Here is a 23,679-nt window from a genome sequence, read left to right on the forward strand (position 1 = left end):
GATCAGCGCAGCAACGCCGCGTCCCCCCAGCTCACCGGCACGGCATTGCCCCTCACGCCGTCGGCGCGGGCGACCAGTTCCAGCAGCTTGATCCCCTTCACGTCCGCGGCGATGGCCTGGGCCGGCGCGCCCCGGCGCATGGGCGGCGTGCTGGCCAGCGGCCTGCCGTCGCCATAGAGGAAGAAGCGCACCGCCTGATCCCCGTCGAGCGCGCTGTCGTCCACGCCCACCTGCGCCGCGAAACGGGCGAAACCGGCGTTGTGCACTTCAAGCCGGCTGTTGGCGAGAATGCCGATGCCGGAGCCATAGGTCTTGCCCGCGATGACCAGCGGCTGGTTATAGGGGGTGAAGTCCGCCATCGCGCCGCCCCATCCGGCGTACATCGGCCGCTCCCCGATCCCGCGCGTGCCGCGCCAGTTGGGGATCGAATGATAGATGGTGGGATCGGGTTCGGGCTGGACCACGCCGTCGACCGCCGGATTCACCATGCCGGGCTGTTCGGACAGGTAGAGGCCGTCGGCAAGCGTCCGGTCGCCCCTTGCCCGGAACACGACCGTTTCGCGGGGAGCGACGCGCAGCTTCATGTCGCGCATGAAGCTGCTCCTTTCCCCGGTCCAGAGATTGGCGAGCGCGATGGGGCGGTCGGCGCGGAACTTCAGGTGATCGGCGGTCAGGATCGCGTCCACCGGCGCAAGGCCGCGATTGAACAGGGCGACCGCCTTTTCGCCCTTGGCCAGCGTCTTGACCAGGATCTGGAAGCCGTCCGCGTCGAAAGCCATGACCGCCTGGTTGCCGGCCTGGTCCTGGTTGAGCGCGATGATGTCGGCATTGCCGAAAATGTCGATCAGCGGCTGGGGCGTGGTGCGCAGGTCCGCGCCGATCAGCAGCGGCGCGTTCATCATCGCCCATAGCGAGAAATGGGACTTCGCCTCGATCAGGTGGTTCGCGTCGAAATCGCCCTTGCCGATGAACAGCATGTCGGGATCGTTCCAGCTTCCCGGATGCGCGTACAGCGCACGGCGGGCGGCGCTGTCGTAGTTGGTGAGCATTCGTCCCCAGTCCGGCGAAATGTCGTCGCTGGTGCGCGAGATGTTGCCGACATCCTTGCCCCAGCTCCGAACATTGGCGCTGCCCCAGATGCAGAGCGAGAGCATATAGTCGCCATCGGGATTATGCCTGGCGAGCGACTGGTTGATCTCGGCGAACAGCGCCTTGACCGCCGGGATGTTCGAACGGCTGATGCTGTGCTGGTCGATCAGCGGCGCGAGGGCGCGATATTGCCCGCTGCGCACCCGTTCGGCGTCTGGCGCATAGGCGCGGATGCCGCAACCGTCGACCTTGATCGCGTCGAAGCCCCAGTCGGCGAAGAAGAGGCGGATGTCCTGGTCGGCATGGCCGTAGAGGCCGACTTCGCGCTCGGCCACGCTGCCTTCGGGAAGCTGCTCGCTGCCGTCGGCATAGGCCTGTGAACAGATGTTGCGGCCGAGGTCGGAATAGATGCCGGCCTTGAACCCCATGGCGTGCAGGCGGTCTGTCAGCGGGCGGAAACTGGGGTCGCCCTTGACCCGCGCGGAGGGGAATTTGTCGGTGCGGATCATCAGCCTGCCGTCGCTCGCCCGGCGCCTGATCCACCATCCATCGTCGATGTTGATGTAGCGATAGCCCTTGCGCGCGAGTCCGGCGTCGCGGATGCGCTGCGCCGATCCCATCAGCTTTTCCTCGTCCACATGGGTGAAAAAGGCGTTCCAACTGTTCCAGCCCATGGGCGGCAGTTGCGCGCTGCCGGCCTGATAGGCGCTCCAGCGGCCGGTGGGGGCGAGCGGGTCCGCCATTTGGGCGGAGAGGGAGGTGCCGGCGCAGAGCGCGGCGAGCGGCAGGAGGAAGCGGTGCAGGGTCATGCGAAATCCTTGGGCGTCAGCGTGACCGGCGTTCCGGCCTTCAGGACAAGGGTGCGGCTCCCGGCGCCGAGGCGAAGGGTGCGGGGGCCGCCAAGTTCGGGGCGAAGAATGGCGCGGTCGAGCCGCCCTTCGCGCCAGTGGAGGTCGACGGCGCAGCGGCCCCGCGCGCGCAGGCCGGTGACGCGGCCGGCAGGCCAGGCCCTGGGCAGCGCGGGGAGCAGGTCGATGATGTCGCCATGGCTGTCCATCAGTATTTCGACGATCCCCGCCGCGCCGCCGAAATTGCCGTCGATCTGGAAGGGCGGATGGGCGTCGAACATGTTGGGATAGGTGCGTTCCGGTCCCAGGAGGAAGCGCAATATGTCATGCGCGCGGTCCCCCTCGCGCAGCCGCGCCCAGAGGTTGATGCGCCAGGCCGTCGCCCAGCCGGTGGCGCGGTCGCCGCGTATCTCCAGCGTGCGGCGGGCCGCGGCGGCCAGGGCTGGCGTGCCGTCCGGCGTGATCTGGCGCGAGGGGTGGAGGCCGTATAGGTGGGAGACGTGCCGATGGTTCTGCTCCGGCGCGTCCGCGTCCCAATCCTGCTGCCATTCCTGAAGCTGGCCCTGCCGCCCGATCCTGTATGGGGCCAGCCGGTCGCGCGCCGCCCGCATTTCGGCGACGAGCGAAGCGTCCCGGTCCAGGATCGCCGCGGCTTCCATCGTCCGGGTGAAAAGATCGCGCAATATCGCCATGTCCATCGTCGGCCCGGCGCAGATCGTGCCGCCATGGCCATGCGGGTTTTCCGGACTCATCGACGGATTGGTGACGAGGAAGCCGCTGGCCGGGTCGCGCTGGAGCGTGTCGAGGAAGAAGCGCGCCGCGCCCGCCATCAGCGGGTAGACGGAGGCGAGATAGGCGCGGTCGCGATGATAGTCATAATGGTCCCAGAGATGCATGCACAGCCACGCGCCGCCGGTGGGCCACAGGCCGAATTGCGCGCCGTCGATGGGCGCTGTGGCGCGCCACAGGTCGGTATTGTGATGGGCGACCCAGCCGCGCGCGCCATACATGCTCCGCGCGGTGCGTGCGCCCGTGACGGCAAGGTCGCGCACCATTTCCACCAAGGGGGCCACGCATTCGCCGAGCGCGGCCGGTTCGGCGGGCCAATAGTTCATCTGGGTGTTGATGTTGATCGTATATTTGGAGCCCCAGGGCGGGTCGAGGCTGTCGTTCCATAGCCCTTGCAGGTTGGCCGGCTGGCCGCCGGGACGCGACGAGCAGATCAGCAGATAGCGGGCATAGTGGAAATAGAGAGCGGCCAGCGCGGGATCGTCGCTGGTCTGTGAATCGGCGATGCGCCTGTCTGTGGGAAGCTGCGCCGCCGGCGTGCTGCCGAGGTCGAGGGTGACGCGGCGGAAGAGGCGCCGGTGCGCGTCGGCGGCGTCGGTTGCAATGGTTGCGAAGGAACGGTCCCTCGCCCTGGCCAGGGTCGCGGCGGTGCCGGCGACGGGATCGCCGCCGACATCGTCGAACCGCCTGAAGCCGGTCGCCATCGCGAGGAGGAGAGTGACCGACTTCGCACCCCGGATGCTGAGGCTTCCGTCGGCGCTGTGGGTGGCGTGGCCGCCCTCCACGCGGGCGGCCAGGCGGGCAGCGAAGCGGAGATTGCCATCTATCCCCCTGGAGGCGCCGTTGCGGCCGGTGAGCAGCAGGCCGTTGGGGCCGTCCGCCGCGACCTGAACGCCGATCTGGGACGAGCGGAGGGAAATATCGACGTCGAGCCGGCCGGTCGAGGACAAGTGGACAGCAATCACATTGTCGGCGGGAGAGGCGATCGCCTGACGGACATGCGCGACGCCGCCGGCGGTGAAGCGGGTGGTCGCCGTCGCGCTGTCCAGATCGAGTTCGCGGTGATAGGCGGTCGCCTGCCCAACGCCCGGAAAGTCGAGGATCAGGTCGCCCAGCGTCTGATAGGGCATTTGCGCCAGCGGCTTTGCCATCAGCGTCTTGTCGGCCAGCGCTTCGGCCTCCGCGATCCTGCCCGCGAAGATGAGTTCGCGCACCTGGGGCAGGTTCGCCTTCGCCTCTGGATTGACCGGATCATAGGGTTGGCCAGCCCAGAGCGTGCCTTCGTTGAGTTGCAGCCTTTCCCGCGCCACTCCGCCGAACAGCATCGCGCCAAGGCGTCCGTTCCCGATCGGGAGCGCCTCCGTCCACGCCGCGGCGGGCTGCCGATACCAGAGCGTCAGCGGATGCGGCGCTGCGGGTTCGGCGTCTGCCCGTCGGGCGGCGGCAAGCGCGGCGGTGCCGGCGGCCATCGCCATCATGGTTTCGCGGCGGCTGAGGCTCATGGCCGCACGCCCTGCGGAAGCGGCATGAGGGTGAAGCTGTCGACATCGAGATAGCCGCCAGCCGGCGCGGGATTGTAGCAGGAAAGCGCGATCTGCTGCCCCTGGAAGGTGCCGGTGCGCCAGTCGAAGGCCAGCGGGAAGCTGCCGCCCACCTCCGTCCATTTCCGGTTGTCGAGGCTGTAGGCGACGCGGCCGACTTTCGCGTCGAAATCCATGTCGGTGCGCAGCCAGAGCATGCGGCCGGCGATGGATGTGGAGGGAACGCGCACCTCCGTCCGGGGACCGTCCGTCGTGCTTTCGGTCAGCATCATGCGGAGCGACCGAGCGCCTTTCGCGCCGCCGACGACGGAGAGCTGGGCGCTATATTTGCCGAAGCTGCCAAGGCCGCAAATGTCGCCCGGCCTGATGCCGGCCGTGTCCAGCTTCGCGACGGCGCGCATCTTGGGCCCCTGCGCCTTTTGCGTCAGCGTGTTGCGCGCGGTCCAGATGCCGTCGGCCTGCGTAGCGTGGAGGCGCAGGAAGCCGGGACGTTCCTTCAACGACCATTTGCCGTCGTCGGGGTTATGGTTCCACTGCCACTGCAGGCCGAGCTTGCGGGACGAGAAATCGTCGGAAGAGGGCGGTTCGGCGAAGGGGTAGCCGGCGATCGGCTTGGGCGAGCGTTCCGGGACATGATCGGGCCGGTCGGGCGTGCCCCACCAGGGCCAGCCGTCCTTCCAGAAGATCGGGCTGATGTTCGTCATGCGGCCGATGGCGCCGGCGTCCACCATGACGAAGCCGTACCAGCCGCCGTCGGGCATATCCACGATCGCCCCCTGGTGGCCGCCGGTCCTGTCGTCGATGGAGGCCTTGGTCTCCCATGGTCCCCAGAGGCTGCGCGAGCGCGATACGGTCATCGCCAGCTTGCCGGGAATGGCGTTGAACAGATAGTACCAGCCATCGTGGCGGACGATCTTCGATCCTTCCGCGCCCTTGTTGTAATAGGCGACCTTCGCGGCGGTAACGGCCGTCAGGTCGTCGTTCAGCGTCAGCAGCGTCACCGTGCCGTCGCTGCCGATGGAGGTGCCGAGATACGCGGTGCCGTCCGCGTCGATGAACAAGGCGGGATCGAAGGCCTCCCGGTTGAGTTCGCTGTAGGTCCACGGGCCCTCGATCTTCGCCGAGCGGTAGATCCGCGTCCTGTGCCCGACAGGCGTCACCGCGAGGTAGAACATGCCGTTGTGGCGACGCAGGCTCGCCGCATAGAAGCCGCGGCGATAGTCGCCGCCATCCTTCAGGTCATAGCGCGGGTCGCCGTCGAGCCGGTCCACGACATGGCTGGCGATCCGCCAGTTCACCAGATCCTTCGAGTGCAGGATGGTGACGCCCGGCGCATTGGCGAACGTCGTCGAGACGAAGTAGAAATCCTCCCCCACGCGGATGATGTCGGGGTCGGGATAATCGGCGAAGAGGACCGGGTTTCGATAGGTGCCGTCACCCTGGTCCGACCGCCAGACCTGCGCGGGCGCGGCGGCGGCGAGGCTGGCGGCAAGGGCCAGGGCGGCGGCACGGAACATGACCGGCCCTCTCACGACGCCGGCGTGTAGCGATAGGGGCCGACCACCGTTCCGACGAAACCGCCGGCTTTCCTGGTGCTGAGCAGCGTCGCGTCGAGACCCTCCTTGAGCGTCGCCGTCCGCCCGCCGACGGCATAGTCGAACGCCATCGTCCCGCCGGTCACGCGCATGGTGAGGGTGATGGGTCCGTTCGGGGCGACGGGGGCGGAGGCGACCAGCGTGTCGGCGTCGGCGGCGTCGCGGGTGTAGAGCGCGACCGCCGGCTTGCCGGCGATGCGGGTCAGGCCGAAGAAGAGGTTGCTGCGGTCGCTCTGCACCGCGGCGAGGCCAGCGCGGTCGCCGTCCTTTGTCGGCCTGTAGCGCAGCGTGGTCGAAAAAGTGGCGTTGGAATGCTGCTGGCGGCGGCCGATGAAGGCGGGGATGCCGCCAAGGTCGCCGATGGCCGCGCCGCTCTCCAGTTCCAGCGCGCCGCCCCTTAGCCGGTAGAAGGGCTTTCGCGGCGTGCGAATGCCGATCCATTGCATGGGCAGCGACTGGCCGTCGAATTCCTCGACATAGGAAAAGTCGCCGCTGGTGGGCAGCGGCGGTTTCGGCTGGGCGGGCAGGGCGGGGGCCTTGAGCGCATGCGGGATCGCCTGGCCCCTGGGCAGGATGATCGGCCAGCCGTCCTTCCATTCGACCGGCAGCAGGAAAGTCTCCCGCCCGATATTGTAATGATCGTCGGCGTCATAGGGACGCACGGCAAGGAACGTCGCCCACCAGTCGCCCTTCTGCGTTTGCACCAGTTCGGCATGGCCGGCCGATCCGATCATGTCCGGCCGGGCGGGGTCCAGGTCGCGCTGGGTCAGGATAGGGTTGCCCTCATAGGGGATGTAGGGGCCGCGAAGTTCCTTTGCACGGAACACGACCTGAGAATGGTTGACGCTGGTGCCGCCTTCGGCGGCGGTCAGGTAATAATAGCCGTCCTTGCGGAAGATATGCGGCCCCTCGATCCAGACGGGCTGTTTGCCGATGTCGACGCCGCCGTTGACGATCTGCGTGCTCTCCCCAACCATCCTGCCGGCGCGCCAGTCGAATTCCTGGATCCAGATGGCGCGATGCCCGTCATAGCGGGGCGGCTCGTCAGGGGCGCGGTTGTTGACGATATAGGCCTTGTCCCCTTCCCAGTAGATGGACGGGTCTATGCCCTCGAACGGCAGCCAGACCGGGTTAGACCAGGGCCCCGCCGGGTCTTTCGCCGTGATGACGAAATTGCCGCCGCATTCGACGCAGGTGTTGACGATGTAGAAGGTGCCGTCATGATGGCTGATGTCCGGCGCGAACACCGCCTGGGAAATGCGGCGGCCGTTGAAGTCCAATTGTTCCGGCCGGTCGATGGCGTTGCCGATCTGCGTCCAGTTCACCAGGTCTTTCGACTTGAAGATCGGCAGGCCCGGATAATGGGCGAAGGACGAATTCACGAGATAATAATCATCGCCCACCCGCATGACCGAAGGGTCCGGATAATAGCCGGTCAGGATCGGATTGCGATATTCGCCGGGCCTGACCGCGACCTGCTCCATCGATGTCCCCTCATAGGTGAAGCGGTCGAACCGGGCGGGGGCGGCCATGGCGGCGGTGGCGGCGGGCGCGGCCGGGAAAAGGGACAGCAGCGCGAAGGGCAGGGCCGAAAAGCGCGAGGTCCGGTGCGTCACGATCAATCTCTCCTCGAAGCGCCGGCCATGGGGCACGGTCGCGTGCATCCAGTTATGATAACGCTACCATACACATGTGTCGAGCGGAATGCCGGCCTTCGCGCATCGCCGCTTGCATCATGCCGCGCCTTCGTCAGCCCAGGATGATGCGCCGCGCCGTCCCTTCGGGATCGTCGACCATGCGGCATTGATTGTCGAAGATCATCGTCCGGCACCGGACGGCGTCGGTGGGCGTCCAGGCAAGTCCGGGCTGGCTGGGATTGCCGGTTCGGGCGAAATTGGCCCAGGCGGTGGCCATGGTGCGGGCCAGCTTCCGCGCTTCGGGCGTGTTGCCCGTGCCCTGGTCGCACAGCGCGCTATTGTCGAACACGAAGGCGAGATCGGCGGTGTGCCACGCGCCCGCGACGCCGTCCAGTTGGGGCGATTGCCACTGGAACAGATATTGGAACATGGGCGCGCTGCCCGGCTGCTTGTCGCGCAGGGCGACCATGGACTGGATGCGGTTGCGATAGCCGAGCGAAGCCACGCCGTAGGACAGGGTGCGGATCGCTTTCTCAGGATGGTCGCGCTTCATCTGGGCGATGAGGGCGTCGGCCCTTTGCGGACCATATTGGCCGGCCAGTTCGGCGCGCCATTCGGCCTCGGTCGGGTTCTGGCCGAAGCGCATGCCTTCCTCGCTGGTGTTGCCGATCAGCATCGGCACGTCGCGCGACGCGTCCGGCGCGGCGTCGAAGAAGGAACGGACGGTTATGACCCGGCCGTCCAGGGTCGGGTTCCAGCCGACGCGGGGGCTGGCGGAAGGGCCGCCGGCCGCGCGGGGACCGTTGATCTGGTCCGCCGCCTTGTTGCCTGCGGCGAACAGCGTCGCCCAGTCCATCTTCTGCAAGGCGCCGATGTCGCGGGGGCCGACCCCCAGTTCCTTGACGACGCGGCGGGAGAATTCGCGCGATTGTTCCAGCGTGGGGATATTGCCGCCGCCGCCCGACTGCGCCGCGGCGCGGTGGATCAGGCCCTTGCCCGACGGCATGCCCATCAGCGTCGTCACCTTCGACGCGCCGCCCGACTGGCCATAGATCATGATCCGGTCGGGATTGCCGCCGAAGGCCGCGATATTTTCCTGCACCCAGCGCAGCGCGGCGATGCAGTCGGTCATGCTGACATTGACGGACTCCGCATAGGGATCGCCCCCGACTTCGGTGAGGTCGAGGAAGCCCAGCACGTTGAGGCGATGGTTGATCGACACCTGCACCACATCATGGTGTCGCGCCATCTGCGCGCCGTCATGCGATGCCAGTTCGTAGGAGGAACCGAAGGCGAAGCCGCCGCCGTGGAAATAGACCATGACGGGCCGATTGCCCGACAAGGAGGGCGTCCAGATATTGAGCTTCAGCATGTCCTCGCCCAGGAAGCCGTCCGTCCATTGCTGGAGGAAGGTGTGTTCCTTCGCGCGAAAGCTGTGCAGCGTCTGGGGACAGTTCGCGCCATAGGCGAGCGCGGGATAGGGATCGGTCCACGCCTTGGGCGGCCTGGCGGGCAGCCAGCGGTTCTCGCCCCCGGTATCATCGCCATAGGGTATCCCCTTGAAGGTGAAGACGTCCCCGGCGACATAGCCGCGCACCGGCCCGTATCGCGTCCTTGCAATGGCATTGCGCGGCGTGGCGCAGCTTCCGGAACTGCCCGAAGCGCCGGCCGCGCGCGTGGCGGCAGCGGCTTCCCCGGCCAGCAGCGCGGCCGTGCCGCCCAGCGACGACGCCAACAGCGCCTGACGTCGATCGAAAAGCATGGCCCGTCCGGTCATCCTGCATCCCCTTGTCGATTATGATGCCGGCATTTTTCTGACCGGCGGCAAAATCCTATACGATCCGGGCAGCTCGTCAATAACTCCCACAAATAATTTCCAAGGCGCGCGTCCTTCCCGCTAATCCGTCGGATCGCGGAGCCTCAGTCCGGCGGGGCGTCGAACTCCTCCTCCCGATAGACGAAGCTGGCGAAGTCCGCCGGAGTGCCCCCGCCCGACAGATCCTGGCACGCCATGCCGATGAACGCGCCGGTGAAATTGGGCAGGCCGGGCAGGGTCACTTCGTCCGACAGGATGCTGGCGTCGTGGACATCCGGAAGCCTATGCCAGTCGGCCTCTCCATCGGCCCGCCAGGCGAAGGTCAGCCGGTCGCCGTCCACGTCGGCGCGCAGATCGATCGGACCGGGGGGCAACGCGTCCACCATGATGTCCAGGCTGTTGCCGGCCGGATTTTCCGGCGAGGCGCTCACGAGCTGAAGCTGCCGCCGGCCGTCTTCCGCGCTGACGCACAGATAATAGAATTTGGTGCTGTTGTAGTAATGGATGAGGCCAGCCGCCTGCTGGAAGCTGCGCGGCGCGAAGGAGAGAGAAGTCGTCGCGGTGAAGCGGAAAGCGGTCTGCCGTCGCGCCACAAGCGCCTGTTCGAACAGGCTGCCCACCGTTTCGCGGCCATAGAGGCGCAGGAAGCCGGGCCGCTCCGTCAGGCTGAAAAGCCTTTCGGGGGCCGGGCTGCGCAGCCATTGCAGATCCTGAGGCAGGTGGGGATCGTCGAAGCGGCCGTCCCAGGGCGGGGCGTTCCAGGGGGCGGGCGGCAGATTCGGCGCGGGCGGCGACGGATCGGGCCGCGCGTCCCCGGCAACGGTGCGCAACCAGCCATCCTCGCCCCACAGCATCGGCTGTATCGCGGTTTCGCGCCCCATGATGCAGCGTTCGCGCCCCGGCAAGGGACGGCCGCACAGATAGGCGAGCCAGGTGCTGCCGTCCGCCAGTTCCACCAGATCGCCATGGCCGGCGCGGGCGATGGGCACGTCCCTGCGGCCCGCGCTGGTCAGCACCGCCCCGTCCGGATGCACTTCATAGGGGCCGAGCAGGTCGGGCGAGCGGGCCATGACCACGGCATGGTCCCAGCCCGTTCCCCCTTCGGCGACGAGCAGATGATAGAAGCCGCCCCGCTTGTAGATATGCGGTCCTTCGGTAAAGCCGCGCTCCGTGCCCTTGAAGATCAGCGTCGGCTCGCCGACCAGTTTCAGAGTGGCGCGGTCCAGTTGCTGCGCCTGGATGCCGGCGAACCGGCCACGGCCGGGCCGGTGGTCCCACAGCATGTTGAGCATCCAGCTACGCCCGTCATCGTCGTGAAAGAGCGCCGGGTCGAAACCGCTGCTGTTGATGTGCGCCGCGTCCGACCATATGCCGTCGATCGTCTCGCAGGTGACCACATGATTGGGGAAGTCGCGCAGCGACATGCCCTTCGCCCCATGGACCGTGGTTGCGCCGTAACGCTTGACGTCGGTGAAGACCAGCCAGAACCGGCCATCGGCATGGCTGAGGTCCGGGGCCCAGACGCCGCAGCCGTCGGGATCGCCGCGCATGTCGAGTTGCCCGGCGCGTTCCAGCGGGCGGGCGACGAGCCGCCAGTTCACCAGGTCGCGGCTGTGGTGGATCTGCACGCCCGGATACCATTCGAAGGTGGACGTCGCGATGTAGAAATCCTCGCCCACGCGCAGGATCGAGGGATCGGGATTGAAGCCCCGCAAAATGGGGTTGGAAATGTTCGTCATCGCGGCTTGCGCACCATTGTCCACAAAATGGCGGCGCCGACCAGGTCGAGCACGCCGAGCAGGATGAAAAAGGGTTCATAGCCGACCCGGTCGACCATCTGCCCCAGCGAAAGGGAAAAGATCAGCACGCCCAGATTTCCCGCCAGCCCGGCCATGCCCGCCGCGGTCGCCACCTCGTTCCGGGCGAACAGGTCGGACGCCATGGTGATGACGGTCACCGACAGCGTCTGATGGGCGAAGCCGCCAAGGCAGAGCAGGGCGATCGCGGCATAGGGATTGGTGGCCAGGCCGACAAAGGCCATGCCCGTCATCAGCACGGCGCCCAGCGTGAAGGCCGCGCGGCGCGCATCGACAAGGTCGATCCCCCTGCGCTGGAGGAAGGCGACGACGGCCGGGCCGAACAGGCATCCAAGGTCCGCGGCCAGGAAGGGGAGCCAGGCGAACAATGCGATCTGCCCCAGATCGAAGCCGCGCACGCGGGCAAGGTAGAGCGGCATCCAGAAGGACAGCATGCCCCAGACCGGATCGGCCAGCAGGCGGGGAAGCGCTATGCCCCAAAGGTCGCGCCGCCGCGCAAGGGCAAGCACGGAGGGTTTCTCCGGGCGCGCGGCCAGGCGCGCTTCCTGATTGTTCAGGATATAGTCGCGTTCCGCTTGGCCCAGGCGACGGTGCCGCGTCGGGCTGTTGTAATGGACGAACCAGAGGACCGCCCAGATGAGTCCGATGCCGCCCGCCACGACGAAGGCCAGCCGCCAGCTATGCACCATCACCGCCCAGGCGACGAGGGGCGGAGCGAAGACCGCGCCGAAGGAAGCGCCGATATTGTAGATGCCGCCCGCGACGCCGCGCTCCCTGGCGGGGAACCATTCCGCCACCAGCTTCTGCCCGGCGGGCTGGGCCGATCCTTCCGCCAGGCCCAACAGCCCGCGCAACGCGGCGAAGCCGAACCAGCCGTTCACCAGGCCGTGCGCCATGGTGATGATCGACCAGGCCGCGACGCAGATCGCGAACCCGACGCGCAGCCCAATGCTGTCGAGGAAATAGCCGGCCGCCGGCTGGAGCATCACGCCCAACTGGAACGCGCCGGTGATCCAGCCATATTCGACGCTGCTGATCTTCTGTTCGGCAAGGATCACGGGGGCGGCGACGCCCAGCACGGAACGCGAGAGATAGTTGATCACCATCGCGCCCACGAACAGGCCGATAATCGTCCAGCGGAATTTGCCGATCAGCGTCAACATGGCGCCCTGCTTCTCAGCAAGTCACGGAATCGCCGCGTTTTTCGGGCAGGCAAGGCCGAACGGTCATCGTTCGACACCGCGCAATGCCGGCGTCCATGGTTCGAAGGCAACATCCTCTCCCGATAATCTTGCAGGGTTATTGGTGACGCGATGTCGGCATTGTTAGCGCTAACTAACGAACAGTCGAGTCTTTGTTGCGATCCGGCGGGGGCGAGGCGCCACGGCGGGCAGCCTCTTCCTTCCGTGGGCAGAATGTGGTAGCGCTCCCAAAACAAAAGGCGAGAGGGTTGGATGGTTGGGGAGGTGCTTTCTTCGCTGACGAGCATATTGGCGCCCCACGGGCCGCCGGTCGGCGCGAAATTGTCGAGCTACGCGCCGGGCGACTACAGCATTCATTTCTTCCTGCAACTCGCGCTGATCGTCGTCGCGTGCAGGGGGGTGGGCTGGTTCTGCCGCAAGTTCCTGGCGCAACCCCAGGTGGTCGGGGAAATGATCGCCGGCGTGATCCTGGGGCCCTCGCTCTTCGGCCTCCTCGCGCCGGGCCTGCAGGCGATGGTCTTCCCCAGGGAAACCGGCAATGTGCTTTACGCCGGGGCGCAATTCGGCGTGGCGCTCTACATGTTCCTCGTGGGCCTGACCCTGCGCCTGGATCATTTCCAGTCGAAGGTCCGGAACGCGGCGATGGTGTCGGGCGCGGGACTGTTCGCCCCCTTCGTCATGGCGATCCTGATCACGCCCTGGCTCCTGACCGTGCCCGGTCTTTTCGCGGAGGGCCTGGGCCGTGGCGGCGCGACCCTCTTCATGGGCGCATGCATTGCCCTGACCGCCTTTCCGATGCTGGCGCGCATCATCAACGAACGCGGCCTTGCCGACAGTCCGCTCGGCACGCTTTCGCTGACGGCCGGGGCGTTCGACGACGCGGCATCCTGGTGCGTGCTGGCCGTGGTCCTCGCCCTGTTCGGCGGCGGCAGCGGTGTGGCGGTGCTGGCGATCGTCGGCGCCTTCCTCTATGTCAGTTTCCTGCTGCTGTTCGGACGGCGCCTGTTCGCGCCGCTGGGCCGAGCGGTGGAAATGCAGGGCGAGATGAGCGCGACCGTGCTGGCGATCACGCTGGCCCTGTTCTGCCTGTCCGCCTTCATCATGGACGCGATCGGCATTCACGGCATATTCGGCGGCTTCATCCTGGGCGTGTTCATGCCGCGCGGCTTGTTCGTGGAGGAATTGAAGAGGAAGGTCGAACCGCTCGCCGTCGTCATATTGCTGCCGATGTTCTTCACCTATTCCGGGTTGAACACGCGGCTCGACATGGTGAACTCGCTTCCGTTCCTGCTCATTGCGATCGGCATATTGGTCGCGTCCATCCTCGCCAAGTTCGGCGCCTGCTACGCCGCGGCGCGCCTGTCGGGGGAGGACAATCGGACGGCCCTGGGAATCGGCGCGCTGATGAATTCGCGGGGGCTGATGGAACTCATCATCATCAATATCGGCATCCAGAAGGGCATTATCGAACCCGCCCTGTTCTCCATGTTGGTGTTGATGGCAATCGTCACCACCATGATGGCCGGGCCGCTGTTCGAGATAGTCTATGGAAGACGCGCGCGCGCGGAGGGAGAATTGGGGCGGCTAGGCGCCGCGACCTGATAGTCCCGTCGCTCATCGCCGGAATCCATCCGACGTGCCGCGAAGTCATGCCCTTATGACGACTTCTCTCCGCTCGGCCGCCGAGCGATAGATCGCTTCGATCACGCGCATGTCGGCCAGGCCTTCCTCGCCCGGCACGATGGGGGTCGTGCCGCTGACGATGCATTCGGCCATATGGTCGAGCTGCCCGGCAAACTGGTTCTTGGCCGCGGCCGGCAGCGTGCGCGGGGTCGTGACGCCGTCCTTGCGGATCGACATGCGCTGCCCCTCATAGGGCGTCGCCGGTTCCATGTCGATCCAGCCCTGCGTGCCGATGACGCGATAGCCGTTATGGGAGGAGCTGTAGCTGGAGATGCAGTTGGCGACGATGCCGGAAGGAAAGCGCAGCAGGAAGCCGATGCGGTCCTCCACGGTCTTGAAGCGGGGATCGGATCTGTCGGTGGTTTCGACGGCGCTGACCGAAACCGGATCTTCCCCGGTCAGGTAACGGGCCGCGTTCAGGCTGTAGATGCCGATGTCCATCAACGATCCGCCGCCCGACAGTGGCCGGTCCAGCCGCCACTGGCCCGGCCGGGCCGGGAAACCATGTTCGGCGGTGATCAGGCGGGTGGGGCCGACATGGCCGCTGCGCGCCAGCTCGATGGCCAGCCGGTTATAGGGTTCGAAGCGCGAACGATAGCCGATCATCAGCTTCGTCCCCGCCTTGCGGCATGCGGCGATCATCGCCTCGCACTCCGCGACGGACACGGCCATCGGCTTCTCGCACATCACATGCTTGCCCGCCTGCGCGGCGCGGATGCTGTATTCGGCATGCATGCTGTTGGGCAGCACCACATAGACGACGTCGATGTCCGGATTGTCCCGGATGCGGTCGAAATCGGCATAGCTGTAGCGGTGGGTCGCCGCGATGCCATATTGCGCGCCATATTGGTCCAGCTTGGCCGGAGTGCCGCTGACCAGCGCCACCAGCCTCGCATGCTCGCAACCGGCGAAGTTCGGCATGATCTGGCGCGTGGCGTAGGAGCCCAGCCCGACAATGGCATAGCCGATCCTGCGCGTCGGCGCGGCGCCGGCACGCGTTCCCACGCCGGCCAGGACCATTCCGGCGCCAAGGCCGCTCAGAATTTCACGACGGGAAGTGGTCACGCGGCTCTCCCATTTCCTTTGGAGGGTGAATGCGGATTAACATCGGCGGTCGCGGCAACGGGTAAGGGGCGACCGTCATGTTGGAGTCGATAGCGCTAACATATCGGAATCGGTCGGACAGCTTCAAGCAAAATGCGATACTTTCCCGCCATTGGGGGAGAGGAGGGGCGGCGTTAGCGGCGGCGGTGGTTCCTCCTCATCCCGTCGCGCCATGGCCTATATGCGGTGAAGCCGGGATGTGGGGGACAGGGTCCGGTGCGCCGCGCCCGTGGAGCCGCGCAAAGCTGCCGGGCGGACAGCCCATTCGCTTGCGGAAGGCAGTGCTGAAGGCGCTGGCGGAGTCATAGCCGATTTCCTCCGCGATCCGGCCGAGGGACTTGTCGCCCCGCAGCAAGGCCTGTTTGGCGACCGCCATGCGCCATCGCGCAAGATATTCGATCGGCCCGCAACCCAGCGCCTCGCCGAAGCGCGCGGCAAAGGCCGAACGCGACATGCCCGCCACGCTTGCGAGCCGCGCCACGGTCCAGGGGGCGGGAACATCCTGATGCATCGCCTGCAGGGCACGGGCCAGCGCGGGATCGCGCATCGCGCCGAGCAGGCCTGATTCCCCACCGACGCGCCGCCAGCGAAGCGCCTCCACCAGCAACATCTCCAGCAGGCGGCGGGTGATCAGTTCCTTGCCGGGATGGCTGGACAGGCACTCGTCGGACAGCATGTCGACCAACTGGCCGAAACGCGTGGCGCGGCCTTGCGCGGCGGGGATATGGATCAGATCGGGAAGCAGCGACAGCAGGAGCGGGGCGTTGGCCCGCTCGAAGGCGAAACTGCCGCCCAGCGCGACGAAGTCCGGATCGCCTGACCGATCCCCGTGCCGCACCGCTTCGCTGCGGGGTTCCACCAAAATGCAGGGAAGACCCGGTTCGCTGCTCAAGGAAAAGGGCGGGGTGCTCGGCATCAGCAGGAAGTCGCCCTGCGCGAGCCGAAGCGGTGCGCGCCCTTCGAAAGCGACCCATGCTTCCCCCGCAAGGATGATCGTGAAGCCGGGCGCGTCATGCGCGTCATAGCGGACGCCCCATTGCCCGCGCGCCGTGATCGGCTTGGAGATGGCGGCGCTGGGCTGAAGCAGGGCGATGATGTCGCTCAGGGGATCCATGTTCTGGATGATCCGTAATTAGATATGGATCAGGAATTATAGATCGTCTGATCCCGGCTGTCTATGAAACGCGCATCGACATCAAGGAAGCAGGCAAATGAGCAAGACGATCCTGATCACCGGCACTTCGTCGGGCTATGGCAAGGCCACGGCGCTTCATTTCCTTTCTCGCGGATGGAATGTCATCGCAACCATGCGACGGCCCGATCCCGCCCTGTTCGGCCAGCATGCCGAACGCCTGCGGCTGCTGCCGCTGGACGTCACCAGCGAGGACAGCATAGCCGCGCTGGTGGAGGCCGCCGGACCCGTCGACATTGTGGTCAACAATGCGGGGATAGGCGGCGTCGGCGCTTTCGAAGCCATGCCGATGAGCCTGATCCGCCAGCTTTTCGAAACCAACAGCATCGGCGCCATGGCAATGTGCCGCGCATTCATACCGCAGATGCGCGAGCGCGGGGCGGGCGCGATCGTCAACGTGACCTCCACCGTCGCGCTGGGCGCCTTCCCGCTCGCGGCGGCCTATAGCGCGACCAAGCATGCCGTGGAGGGATTCACGGCCTCCCTTGCGCATGAACTCGCCTATTTCGGCGTCCGGGTGAAACTGGTCGAGCCGGGCTATGCGCCGACCACCCGCTTCGGGGCGAACGCCATCATTCCCGTGACCGACCTGCTGCCCGGCCGCTACGCCGATTTCGCGCAACCGATCCTCGCGGCCTTCGCCGCGCCTGCGCTGACGACCAGGGAGAGCGACGTCGCCGAAGCCGTCTGGAACGCCGTCCACGACAGGACGGATCAGCTCCGCTTCCCGGCCGGAGCCGATGCGGTGGCGCTGGCGGAGAGGCGCTGATCCCCTGCCTGCGCCCGCGCTCCCCAACTCAGCAACACGCCGCCCAGGATCAGGGCCATGCCGGCCAGATGATAGCCGAACAGCGGTTCCCCCAGGATCAGGGCGGCCAGCACGGCGCCGAACAGCGGCAACAGGCTGATCGTCTGCCCGGCCGCGCCGGCGCCCGCATGGCTGACCGCGGCGTTGAACGACATATAGGCGATGATCGAGGGGAAGATCGCGACATAGGCGATGGCGGACGCCACGCTTCCGCTCCAGTGCATCCGCGCAATCGCCTGCGCCTCGCCCAGGGCGCCGATGCCCATCGTCAGCGCACCGATGGCGAAGGTCACGAATAGGAAGGCCAGGGGGTCGATCGCCGGACGCAGGCGCAGGCAGGCGGTATAGACCGCCCATGCGCCGCAGCCGCACAGCACCAGCAGATCCCCCATGCCCAGGCGCAGCCGCAGGATTTCCGCCAACTCGCCCTTGAACACGATGAACGTCACCCCCAGCGTCGACAGCGCTATGCCCGCGACCTGGCGCAATGGCGCCCTGTCGCCGAAGGCGATGCGGCTGATGATGACGACGAATGTCGGGATCAGCCCCTGCAGCAGCAGGCCGTTGGCCGCCGTCGTATGGCGCAGGCCCGAATAGAGGAAGCCGTTGAACGCGGCGACGCCCGCCAGCCCCAGGAACAGGATCGCGCCCCAATGGCGGCGGATCAACGCGCGCTGCGCCATGACGCGGCGCCATGCGAAGGGGGCGATGATCAGCAGAGCCAGCATCCAGCGGCTGAAGGCCAGGGTCAGCGGCGGAATCTCTCCCCGCATGGCCCGGCCGACTATCGCATTGCCCGCCCACAGCGCCATGGTCATGCCCAGCATGGCATAGGCCCGCATCTGCGAACTCAAGTCCGGCCGCCTTTTCCTTCAGCGTTCGTCGCCCGGCTCCCCGACATGTATCCACATTGGGAAGATGACAAACCGAAGCTGGCGGTTCTTCGTGAGCATTGGAAGCAGGTGAGCACCGGAAGCGCGAATAAACGCCATTTGCAGGTCGTCAAGGCGCAATCTCGATAAGGGCTTCAGATTGCGGCGAGGAAATGAAAGGGACGGCAGCGCCATGGCGCCGCCGTCCCTTCCTCGGGCTGGTTCAGCAACTGGAATTGCGGTCGATGGCGCGGCCGGCCAGGGCGCCGGCGCCCGCGCCGATGATGGTGCCGGGCGCCCGGTCTCCGCGGGTATCGATCGCGCGGCCCAGCAGAGCCCCGGCGACGCCGCCCAGCAGCAGGCCGGTCGTGCCGCCCGACTTGCGGCAGCGATAGCCCCGGTCGTCGCGATAGGAACGATAGTCGCGATAGTCGCGGCGGTCGGAATAGCGAACCCGGTCATGCCGGTCATAGCGGTGCCAGCCGCCGTCGCGGGCGAAGGAAGTGGCCGGAACCGCCGCGGAAAGGGTCGCGGCGGCGGCGGCGATGGCGAGCATGGTCTTGCGAATGGTCATGACTGGTCTCCTCTTGCCTTGTCGTTGACCGCCTTATTCCATGCCGCGCATGCGCCAATGCTGAACCGCTTTGTTATCAAAGGTTAAGCTGGGCGATCCGATGTCATGCCGGCCCGGTGCTGCCGCGCACGACCAGGGCGTGGGGCAGCATCAGGCGGGATTCCGGCCCGGCGCTTTTCTTTCGGAAGGATGGGTCGACCAATATGTCGACCGCGGCGGCGGCCATTTCCGCCTTGGGCTGGCGGATGGTCGTGATCTGCGGCCAGGCCGCGCGCGAAGAGGCCGAATCGTCGAAGCCAGCGACGGACAGCGATTGCGGCACGGCAATGCCCAGTTTCATCGCGGTGATGAGGACGCCCAGCGCCATGTCGTCATTGCAGGCGAAGATCGCGCTCGGGCGGTCGGCGCGGTCCAGCAACGCTTCCCCCAGTTCCAGCCCCGAACGGAAACTGAAGTCGCCGCGCAGCACCGCATCTTCATCGACCGCAATCCCCGCCTGCGCCATCGCCGCGCGAAAGCCCTTCTCCCGCCGGGCGGACGCGCTGTGGCTGATCGGCCCCTGGACCAGGCCGATATGGCGATGGCCCAGGCCGATCAGATAGTCCGTCATCTCCCGCGCCGCGCCGCAATCGTCCATGCGCACCGCGCCCGAATCGGGCGGCTCGGCGGAAGGAGCGATCAGCACATGGGGCACGCCGGATTCGCGGAACAGGTCGATCAGTTCCGCAGAATCGCAGATGGGCGGGGCGACGATCGCGCCGTCCAGCCTCAGGCTGGCGATGCTGGCGCGGACATGATCCTTCCAGTCCGGCTGGTTCAGTTCGACCGGCTCCACCACCAGATGATAGCTGCGCTCCCGGCATCGCAGCAGCGCCCCATGCTGCACGTCGGCGGCATAGCCCGACACGGGATCGTCGATGAACAGGCCCAGCAGGTAGGAGCGGGAGCTGGAAAGGCTGCGGGCGAAGGCGTTGGGCCGGTAATTGAGTTCCGCCACCACGCGCTGCACCGCTTCCCTGATTTCGGGACGGACATGATCCTCCCCATTGATCACGCGCGATACGGTCTTGGGGGAAACGCCGGCGCGGGCCGCGACGTCCTTGATCGTGACGGTAGTCATGGGCGGGTCTCCTGCGGCCGCGCGCACAGGGCGGCGAACCGGGCGATGAAGGCGTAGCAGGCGGCGGGCAGGACCAGCGCGGGCAGCAATGCCGTCGCATCCGCCAGCGCCCCCGTCAGCAGCGGAACGATGGCGCCGCCGACCACCGCCATGCACAGCCACATGGAGGCGACGGGCGCCTGCCGCTCATCATCGGGCAGGGCGAGCGCGTAGATCGTAGGGTACATGACGGCATTGCACAGGCCGACGGCCAGCAGGGCGCCCGCGCCCGCGACGCCGGGCAGGGCGATGGCCGCCATGGTAAGGATGACCGCGCCCAGGGAGACGGCGGTCAGCAGCCGAGCCTCCGCGATCCGCCGCATCGCCCAGGCGCCCAGGAAGCGCCCCGCCATCGCGCCGCCCCAATAGAGGCTGACCAGTTGCCCGGCGAGGACAGGCGCGGCGTCCAGCCGGTCGGGCCGCATCAGCACGGCGGGCAGCAGCGCCCCTATCGCCACTTCCGCCCCCACATAGACGAAGATCGCCGCCGTGCCCCAGCGCAGGCGGGGGGACTGCATCACTCGGAACATCTGCCCGATGGCGGCGAAGCGGCGCAGCCCGTCCCCCTCCAGCAAGGTGCGATTGCGGAAATAGGCGAAGGCCAGCAGCCCCGTGACCAGCGCCGTTCCGGTGAAGGGCAGGGTCGCGCCGACATGCCGCGCCGCCTGCGCGTCCAGTTCGCCGAGCAGCAGCGGCGCGCTCAGCAGCGGGCCCAATACGGTGCCCAAGGAATTGAAGCCCTGGAGCAGCGTCAGCCGGCGCGCCGCGCCCCGCGACGGTCCGATCACGGCGACGACGGTGTTGGACGCGATCTGGAGGAAGGTCTGCCCCGCCGAAACCAGCAGCAGCGCCCCCAGCACCATGGCGAAGGACAAGGCGTTCTGCGCCAGGGTGAGCGCAAGGCATCCCGCCGTGATCACGGCCAGCCCCGCGACGATGGCGCGCATGTAACCGGCGCGCACGATGGCCCAGGTGATCGGCAGCGCGAAAAGCATGTAGCTGGAATGGAAGGCGAGCTGGACCAGCAGCGCCCCTTTGTAATCCAGATCCAGCATCAGCTTGAGCCGCGGCACCAGCAGGCTGACGGACGAGGTCAGGAAGCCGCCGATGAAGAACACGCCGATGGACAGCCGGAAAAGCCGGGCGGCGACCTGTTCAGGTCCGGAAAGGGGCGGGGATGACGTAACGGCCACCATGGAAAAGAGGCTTCGATTGAACCTTTGTGGAAGGAGAGTGAAGCCGCAAAGCCGTTCCGGCGCAACATGGCAATATATGACAACGATGTCAAAAATCATGTTGACATCGTTGTCAGGCTTGGGTCAATAGGCGCCCACAAACCATGTGGATCCAGGGAGAGAGATGATGAAAAGCATTGCGCTGGCCGCAGGCACCGCGCTTGCATCCGCAACCTTGTGGATGACCCCCGCTTTCGCGCAGGACGCAGCCGCCCCCCAGGCGGCGGCCCAGCCAGATTATGGCAGCGATATCATCGTGACGGCCACCCGCCGCGAAACCACGCTGCAATCCACCCCCATCGCCGTGTCCGCCTTCGGCCAGGCGCAACTCGACCGGCAGCAGGTGAAGGACGTCACCGACCTCGCCCGATTCGTCCCCTCGCTCCAGTTCAACCAGCAGGGCGACCAGTCGGCGGTGCTGCTGACGCTGCGCGGCATCGGCAATGACAGCGCCTATACCGAAGTGGCCGACCCCGAAGTCGCCATCTATGTCGACGGCATCTATTCGCCCCGTTCGCAGGGCGCGTCGGTGCTGATGTACGACATGGAGCGCGTCGAGGTGCTGCGCGGCCCGCAGGGCACGCTGTTCGGCCGCAACGCGACGGTCGGCGCATTGAGCCTCATCTCCGCCAAGCCGAAGCTGGGCGAATTCGGCGGCAATGTGGAGGTCGTCGCGGGCAATTACGACCGTCTGGGCGTGCGCGGCGCGATCAACATCCCCGTCACCGACACGCTGGCCTTCCGCGTCGCCTTCGTCACCGACCGGCATGACGGCTATGCCGATTTCCAGCCCGCGCCCGACGTTCCCGGCATCAACCGCTCGGCCTTCGTCACCACCGGCAAGAAATATTATGCCGCCGACCAGCAGTCGGGCCGCGTCTCCATGCTCTGGCAGCCCGGCGAACGCTTTAGCTGGAACCTGTCGGCGGAAGGTTTCCTGGACAATGGCGCGCCGGTCATCGGCCTGCTCCAGACGCCGCGCCCCGGCACGAAGCGCTGGTCGACGCTCAGCGACACCGCGCCCGACACGGACCGCTATTCGGTCGCCGTCCGCAGCACGATGAACTATGACGTCACCGACGGCATCCAGCTCAGCTATATCGCGGGCTGGTCGCGCATCGGCGGATCGACCCAGACAGACGCCGACGCGGGCGCGCTGCCCCCCACCGGGCAGTTCGACGCGGACGGCAACGACCTGCCGCTCGGCGCCTTCGGGGAAAACCGCACGCTTTCCTCCCGCTATGATTTCCAGAGCCATGAGCTTCAGGTGAAGTCGACCGGCGAACAGGCCATCGACTGGATTTTGGGCGCCTATTACAGCCATGAAAAGAACCGCATCCGCTTCGACATCGACCAGCGGAACGGCTATCGCGACGGCAGCTTCAGTTGGGCGGGCAGCTTCATCCAGGCCAATCGCCAGATCGACAGCCGCGCCGTCTTCGGTCAGGCGGTCTGGCACGTCAGCGACGCGATCCGCGTCACCGGCGGCCTGCGCTACACCTCCGACAAGAAGGAGGATATCGGCGGCCGCAACGTGACCTTCTCCGGCTGCCCCGCGACCCTGCCCCCCGGCGCATGCCAGGGCGGCATCTTCGGCGCCTATCCGAACGCCACGGCGGACGAACTGGTGGCGCTGCTGCCCGGCTTCTCCATCTCCAGCAACGACGTGAAGGGCAAGTGGGACAAGCTCACCTATCTCGCCCGCGTCGACGCCGACCTGGCGGAAGACGTGCTGGGCTATGCCAGCATCTCCACCGGCTTCAAGTCCGGCAATATCCAGGACAATGCCGGGCTGACCGATCCGGAAACGCTCACCAACTATGAAGTCGGCCTGAAGTCGCGCTTCCTCGACCGCCGCGTGACGCTGAACCTCGCTGCCTATTACAGCGACTTCAAGGGCTATCAGGTGAACCAGGCCGTCACCTTCCGCGACGATCAGGGCAATGTGGTGCGCAGCCAGATGATCACCCAGAATGCGAAGGGCGCGAAGGCCTATGGCCTGGAGGCCGAATTGTCGGCCAACCTGACCGACAATGACCGGCTGCAATTCTCCGGCACGCTCCAGAAGACCAAGCTGGAGGAACTGGAGAGCGTCGACGGCCGCCTCTATGACGGCGGCAAGCTGTCCTCCATCGCGCAGCTCAAGGGCAATGAACTGGCGCACGCCCCGCGCTTCTCGGCCACGCTCAGCTATGAGCATGACTTCGAACTGGCGAGCGGCGCGAAGATCACCCCGCGCTTCACCACCCATTATGAGACGAAAAGCTGGCTGAGCTACTTCAACGGCGACGCCAACCCCTTCGTCAATCCCAACGATCCGGCCGACAATATGCCTGATCGCGGCACCAACGGCACCGATTGGGACCGGCAGAAGGCCTATTTCCGCTCCGACGCATCGATCCGCTTCCTGTCGCCGGACCAGAAATATTCGGTGGAGGCCTTCGTCCAGAATATCGAGAATGGAAAGATCCGCACCGGCGCCGGAGCCTTCGGCGCGCCGCGCTACGACCCGGTGTTCCTCTCCAACCTCCAGCCCCCGCGCACCTGGGGCGTCCGCGCCCGCGCCAACTTCTAGAGATTGTCATGTTTATGTTGAGGCGTGTTCCTGCGCAGGCAGGAACCCAGTTCCCACAGTCGCAGGAGCATGTCGCGCTTCAATCAAAACAGGACAAATTCCGACACTGCCTCCCGATGACGACCGGCATGCCCCCCCGGCCG

General features: G+C 66.6%; 17 protein-coding genes. 3 read left to right on the forward strand and 14 right to left on the reverse strand.

What is annotated here, in order from left to right; genetic code table 11:
* Positions 1–2: 2 nt before the first annotated feature.
* From Sj15T_RS18505 to Sj15T_RS18535, 7 genes are all read right to left on the reverse strand, one after another.
* Positions 3–1,898: an NPCBM/NEW2 domain-containing protein gene (locus Sj15T_RS18505; protein WP_013053820.1), complete on the reverse strand. Its 1,896-nt coding sequence runs from the start codon at positions 1,896–1,898 to the stop codon at positions 3–5.
* Positions 1,895–4,228 carry a glycoside hydrolase family 95 protein gene (locus Sj15T_RS18510; protein WP_013053821.1) on the reverse strand — a complete coding sequence of 778 codons (2,334 nt, stop codon included), beginning with the start codon at positions 4,226–4,228 and terminating at the stop codon, positions 1,895–1,897. The genes Sj15T_RS18505 and Sj15T_RS18510 overlap by 4 nt, the downstream gene beginning before the upstream one ends.
* Complete coding sequence (locus Sj15T_RS18515; protein ID WP_013053822.1) at positions 4,225–5,784, reverse strand: glycoside hydrolase 43 family protein; 1,560 nt, start codon at positions 5,782–5,784, stop codon at positions 4,225–4,227. The genes Sj15T_RS18510 and Sj15T_RS18515 overlap by 4 nt, the downstream gene beginning before the upstream one ends.
* Before the next feature lie 11 nt (positions 5,785–5,795).
* The gene (locus tag Sj15T_RS18520; protein ID WP_148225622.1) at positions 5,796–7,394 is read right to left on the reverse strand and encodes a glycoside hydrolase family 43 protein; all 1,599 of its coding nucleotides are present in this window, start codon (positions 7,392–7,394) and stop codon (positions 5,796–5,798) included.
* Between the two features lie 217 nt (positions 7,395–7,611).
* A complete protein-coding gene (locus Sj15T_RS18525) occupies positions 7,612–9,276 on the reverse strand; it encodes a carboxylesterase family protein (RefSeq protein WP_013053824.1) in 1,665 nt (554 codons plus the stop codon).
* Between the two features lie 143 nt (positions 9,277–9,419).
* Positions 9,420–11,054: a glycoside hydrolase family 43 protein gene (locus Sj15T_RS18530; protein ID WP_013053825.1), complete on the reverse strand. Its 1,635-nt coding sequence runs from the start codon at positions 11,052–11,054 to the stop codon at positions 9,420–9,422.
* Complete coding sequence (locus Sj15T_RS18535; RefSeq protein ID WP_013053826.1) at positions 11,051–12,295, reverse strand: MFS transporter; 1,245 nt, start codon at positions 12,293–12,295, stop codon at positions 11,051–11,053. The genes Sj15T_RS18530 and Sj15T_RS18535 overlap by 4 nt, the downstream gene beginning before the upstream one ends.
* Positions 12,296–12,586: 291 nt before the next feature.
* On the opposite strand from Sj15T_RS18535, the gene Sj15T_RS18540 reads away from it, so the two are divergent.
* Positions 12,587–13,936: a cation:proton antiporter gene (locus tag Sj15T_RS18540; protein WP_013053827.1), complete on the forward strand. Its 1,350-nt coding sequence runs from the start codon at positions 12,587–12,589 to the stop codon at positions 13,934–13,936.
* 45 nt (positions 13,937–13,981) lie between these two features.
* On the opposite strand, the gene Sj15T_RS18545 is transcribed toward Sj15T_RS18540, so the two are convergent.
* On the reverse strand, positions 13,982–15,082 hold the full coding sequence (locus Sj15T_RS18545) for a Gfo/Idh/MocA family oxidoreductase (RefSeq protein WP_013053828.1): 1,101 nt from the start codon (positions 15,080–15,082) through the stop codon (positions 13,982–13,984).
* A 196-nt stretch (positions 15,083–15,278) separates the two neighbouring features.
* The gene (locus Sj15T_RS18550) at positions 15,279–16,235 is read right to left on the reverse strand and encodes an AraC family transcriptional regulator (protein ID WP_013053829.1); all 957 of its coding nucleotides are present in this window, start codon (positions 16,233–16,235) and stop codon (positions 15,279–15,281) included.
* 97 nt (positions 16,236–16,332) lie between these two features.
* Between Sj15T_RS18550 and Sj15T_RS18555 the strand changes: the two genes are divergently transcribed.
* Positions 16,333–17,082, forward strand: a complete 750-nt coding sequence (locus Sj15T_RS18555) for an SDR family oxidoreductase (RefSeq protein ID WP_013053830.1) — start codon at positions 16,333–16,335, stop codon at positions 17,080–17,082.
* Here Sj15T_RS18555 and Sj15T_RS18560 read toward each other — a convergent pair.
* From Sj15T_RS18560 to Sj15T_RS18580, 5 genes are all read right to left on the reverse strand, one after another.
* On the reverse strand, positions 17,028–17,975 hold the full coding sequence (locus Sj15T_RS18560; RefSeq protein WP_253720764.1) for a DMT family transporter: 948 nt from the start codon (positions 17,973–17,975) through the stop codon (positions 17,028–17,030). The two genes, Sj15T_RS18555 and Sj15T_RS18560, sit on opposite strands and share 55 nt — an antisense overlap.
* An 18-nt stretch (positions 17,976–17,993) precedes the next feature.
* Positions 17,994–18,188, reverse strand: a complete 195-nt coding sequence (locus Sj15T_RS18565; protein WP_148225611.1) for a hypothetical protein — start codon at positions 18,186–18,188, stop codon at positions 17,994–17,996.
* 28 nt (positions 18,189–18,216) lie between these two features.
* Positions 18,217–18,567, reverse strand: coding sequence for a glycine zipper 2TM domain-containing protein (locus tag Sj15T_RS18570; protein ID WP_013053832.1), 351 nt, complete (start codon positions 18,565–18,567; stop codon positions 18,217–18,219).
* A gap of 103 nt (positions 18,568–18,670) precedes the next feature.
* The gene (locus Sj15T_RS18575; protein ID WP_013053833.1) at positions 18,671–19,687 is read right to left on the reverse strand and encodes a LacI family DNA-binding transcriptional regulator; all 1,017 of its coding nucleotides are present in this window, start codon (positions 19,685–19,687) and stop codon (positions 18,671–18,673) included.
* Positions 19,684–20,922 carry an MFS transporter gene (locus tag Sj15T_RS18580; protein WP_013053834.1) on the reverse strand — a complete coding sequence of 413 codons (1,239 nt, stop codon included), beginning with the start codon at positions 20,920–20,922 and terminating at the stop codon, positions 19,684–19,686. Before Sj15T_RS18580 ends, Sj15T_RS18575 begins: the two co-directional genes overlap by 4 nt.
* A gap of 163 nt (positions 20,923–21,085) precedes the next feature.
* Here Sj15T_RS18580 and Sj15T_RS18585 point away from each other — a divergent pair, with 163 nt between their 5' ends.
* Entirely contained in the window at positions 21,086–23,536 is a 2,451-nt protein-coding gene (locus Sj15T_RS18585; protein WP_013053835.1) for a TonB-dependent receptor, read from the forward strand.
* The last annotated feature ends 143 nt before the right edge of the window (positions 23,537–23,679 follow it).

Source organism: Sphingobium sp. TA15, assembly GCF_037101235.1.
Classification (GTDB): domain Bacteria; phylum Pseudomonadota; class Alphaproteobacteria; order Sphingomonadales; family Sphingomonadaceae; genus Sphingobium; species Sphingobium indicum.

Coding starts and splice junctions, on each gene's coding strand:
- Sj15T_RS18505 (WP_013053820.1), bottom strand. CDS start 1,898: ATGACCCTGCACCGCTTCCTCCTGCCGCTCGCCGCGCTCTGCGCCGGC.
- Sj15T_RS18510 (WP_013053821.1), bottom strand. CDS start 4,228: ATGAGCCTCAGCCGCCGCGAAACCATGATGGCGATGGCCGCCGGCACC.
- Sj15T_RS18515 (WP_013053822.1), bottom strand. CDS start 5,784: ATGTTCCGTGCCGCCGCCCTGGCCCTTGCCGCCAGCCTCGCCGCCGCC.
- Sj15T_RS18520 (WP_148225622.1), bottom strand. CDS start 7,394: ATGGCCGCCCCCGCCCGGTTCGACCGCTTCACCTATGAGGGGACATCG.
- Sj15T_RS18525 (WP_013053824.1), bottom strand. CDS start 9,276: ATGACCGGACGGGCCATGCTTTTCGATCGACGTCAGGCGCTGTTGGCG.
- Sj15T_RS18530 (WP_013053825.1), bottom strand. CDS start 11,054: ATGACGAACATTTCCAACCCCATTTTGCGGGGCTTCAATCCCGATCCC.
- Sj15T_RS18535 (WP_013053826.1), bottom strand. CDS start 12,295: ATGTTGACGCTGATCGGCAAATTCCGCTGGACGATTATCGGCCTGTTC.
- Sj15T_RS18540 (WP_013053827.1), top strand. CDS start 12,587: ATGGTTGGGGAGGTGCTTTCTTCGCTGACGAGCATATTGGCGCCCCAC.
- Sj15T_RS18550 (WP_013053829.1), bottom strand. CDS start 16,235: ATGGATCCCCTGAGCGACATCATCGCCCTGCTTCAGCCCAGCGCCGCC.
- Sj15T_RS18555 (WP_013053830.1), top strand. CDS start 16,333: ATGAGCAAGACGATCCTGATCACCGGCACTTCGTCGGGCTATGGCAAG.
- Sj15T_RS18565 (WP_148225611.1), bottom strand. CDS start 18,188: ATGGCGCTGCCGTCCCTTTCATTTCCTCGCCGCAATCTGAAGCCCTTA.
- Sj15T_RS18570 (WP_013053832.1), bottom strand. CDS start 18,567: ATGACCATTCGCAAGACCATGCTCGCCATCGCCGCCGCCGCCGCGACC.
- Sj15T_RS18575 (WP_013053833.1), bottom strand. CDS start 19,687: ATGACTACCGTCACGATCAAGGACGTCGCGGCCCGCGCCGGCGTTTCC.
- Sj15T_RS18580 (WP_013053834.1), bottom strand. CDS start 20,922: ATGGTGGCCGTTACGTCATCCCCGCCCCTTTCCGGACCTGAACAGGTC.
- Sj15T_RS18585 (WP_013053835.1), top strand. CDS start 21,086: ATGATGAAAAGCATTGCGCTGGCCGCAGGCACCGCGCTTGCATCCGCA.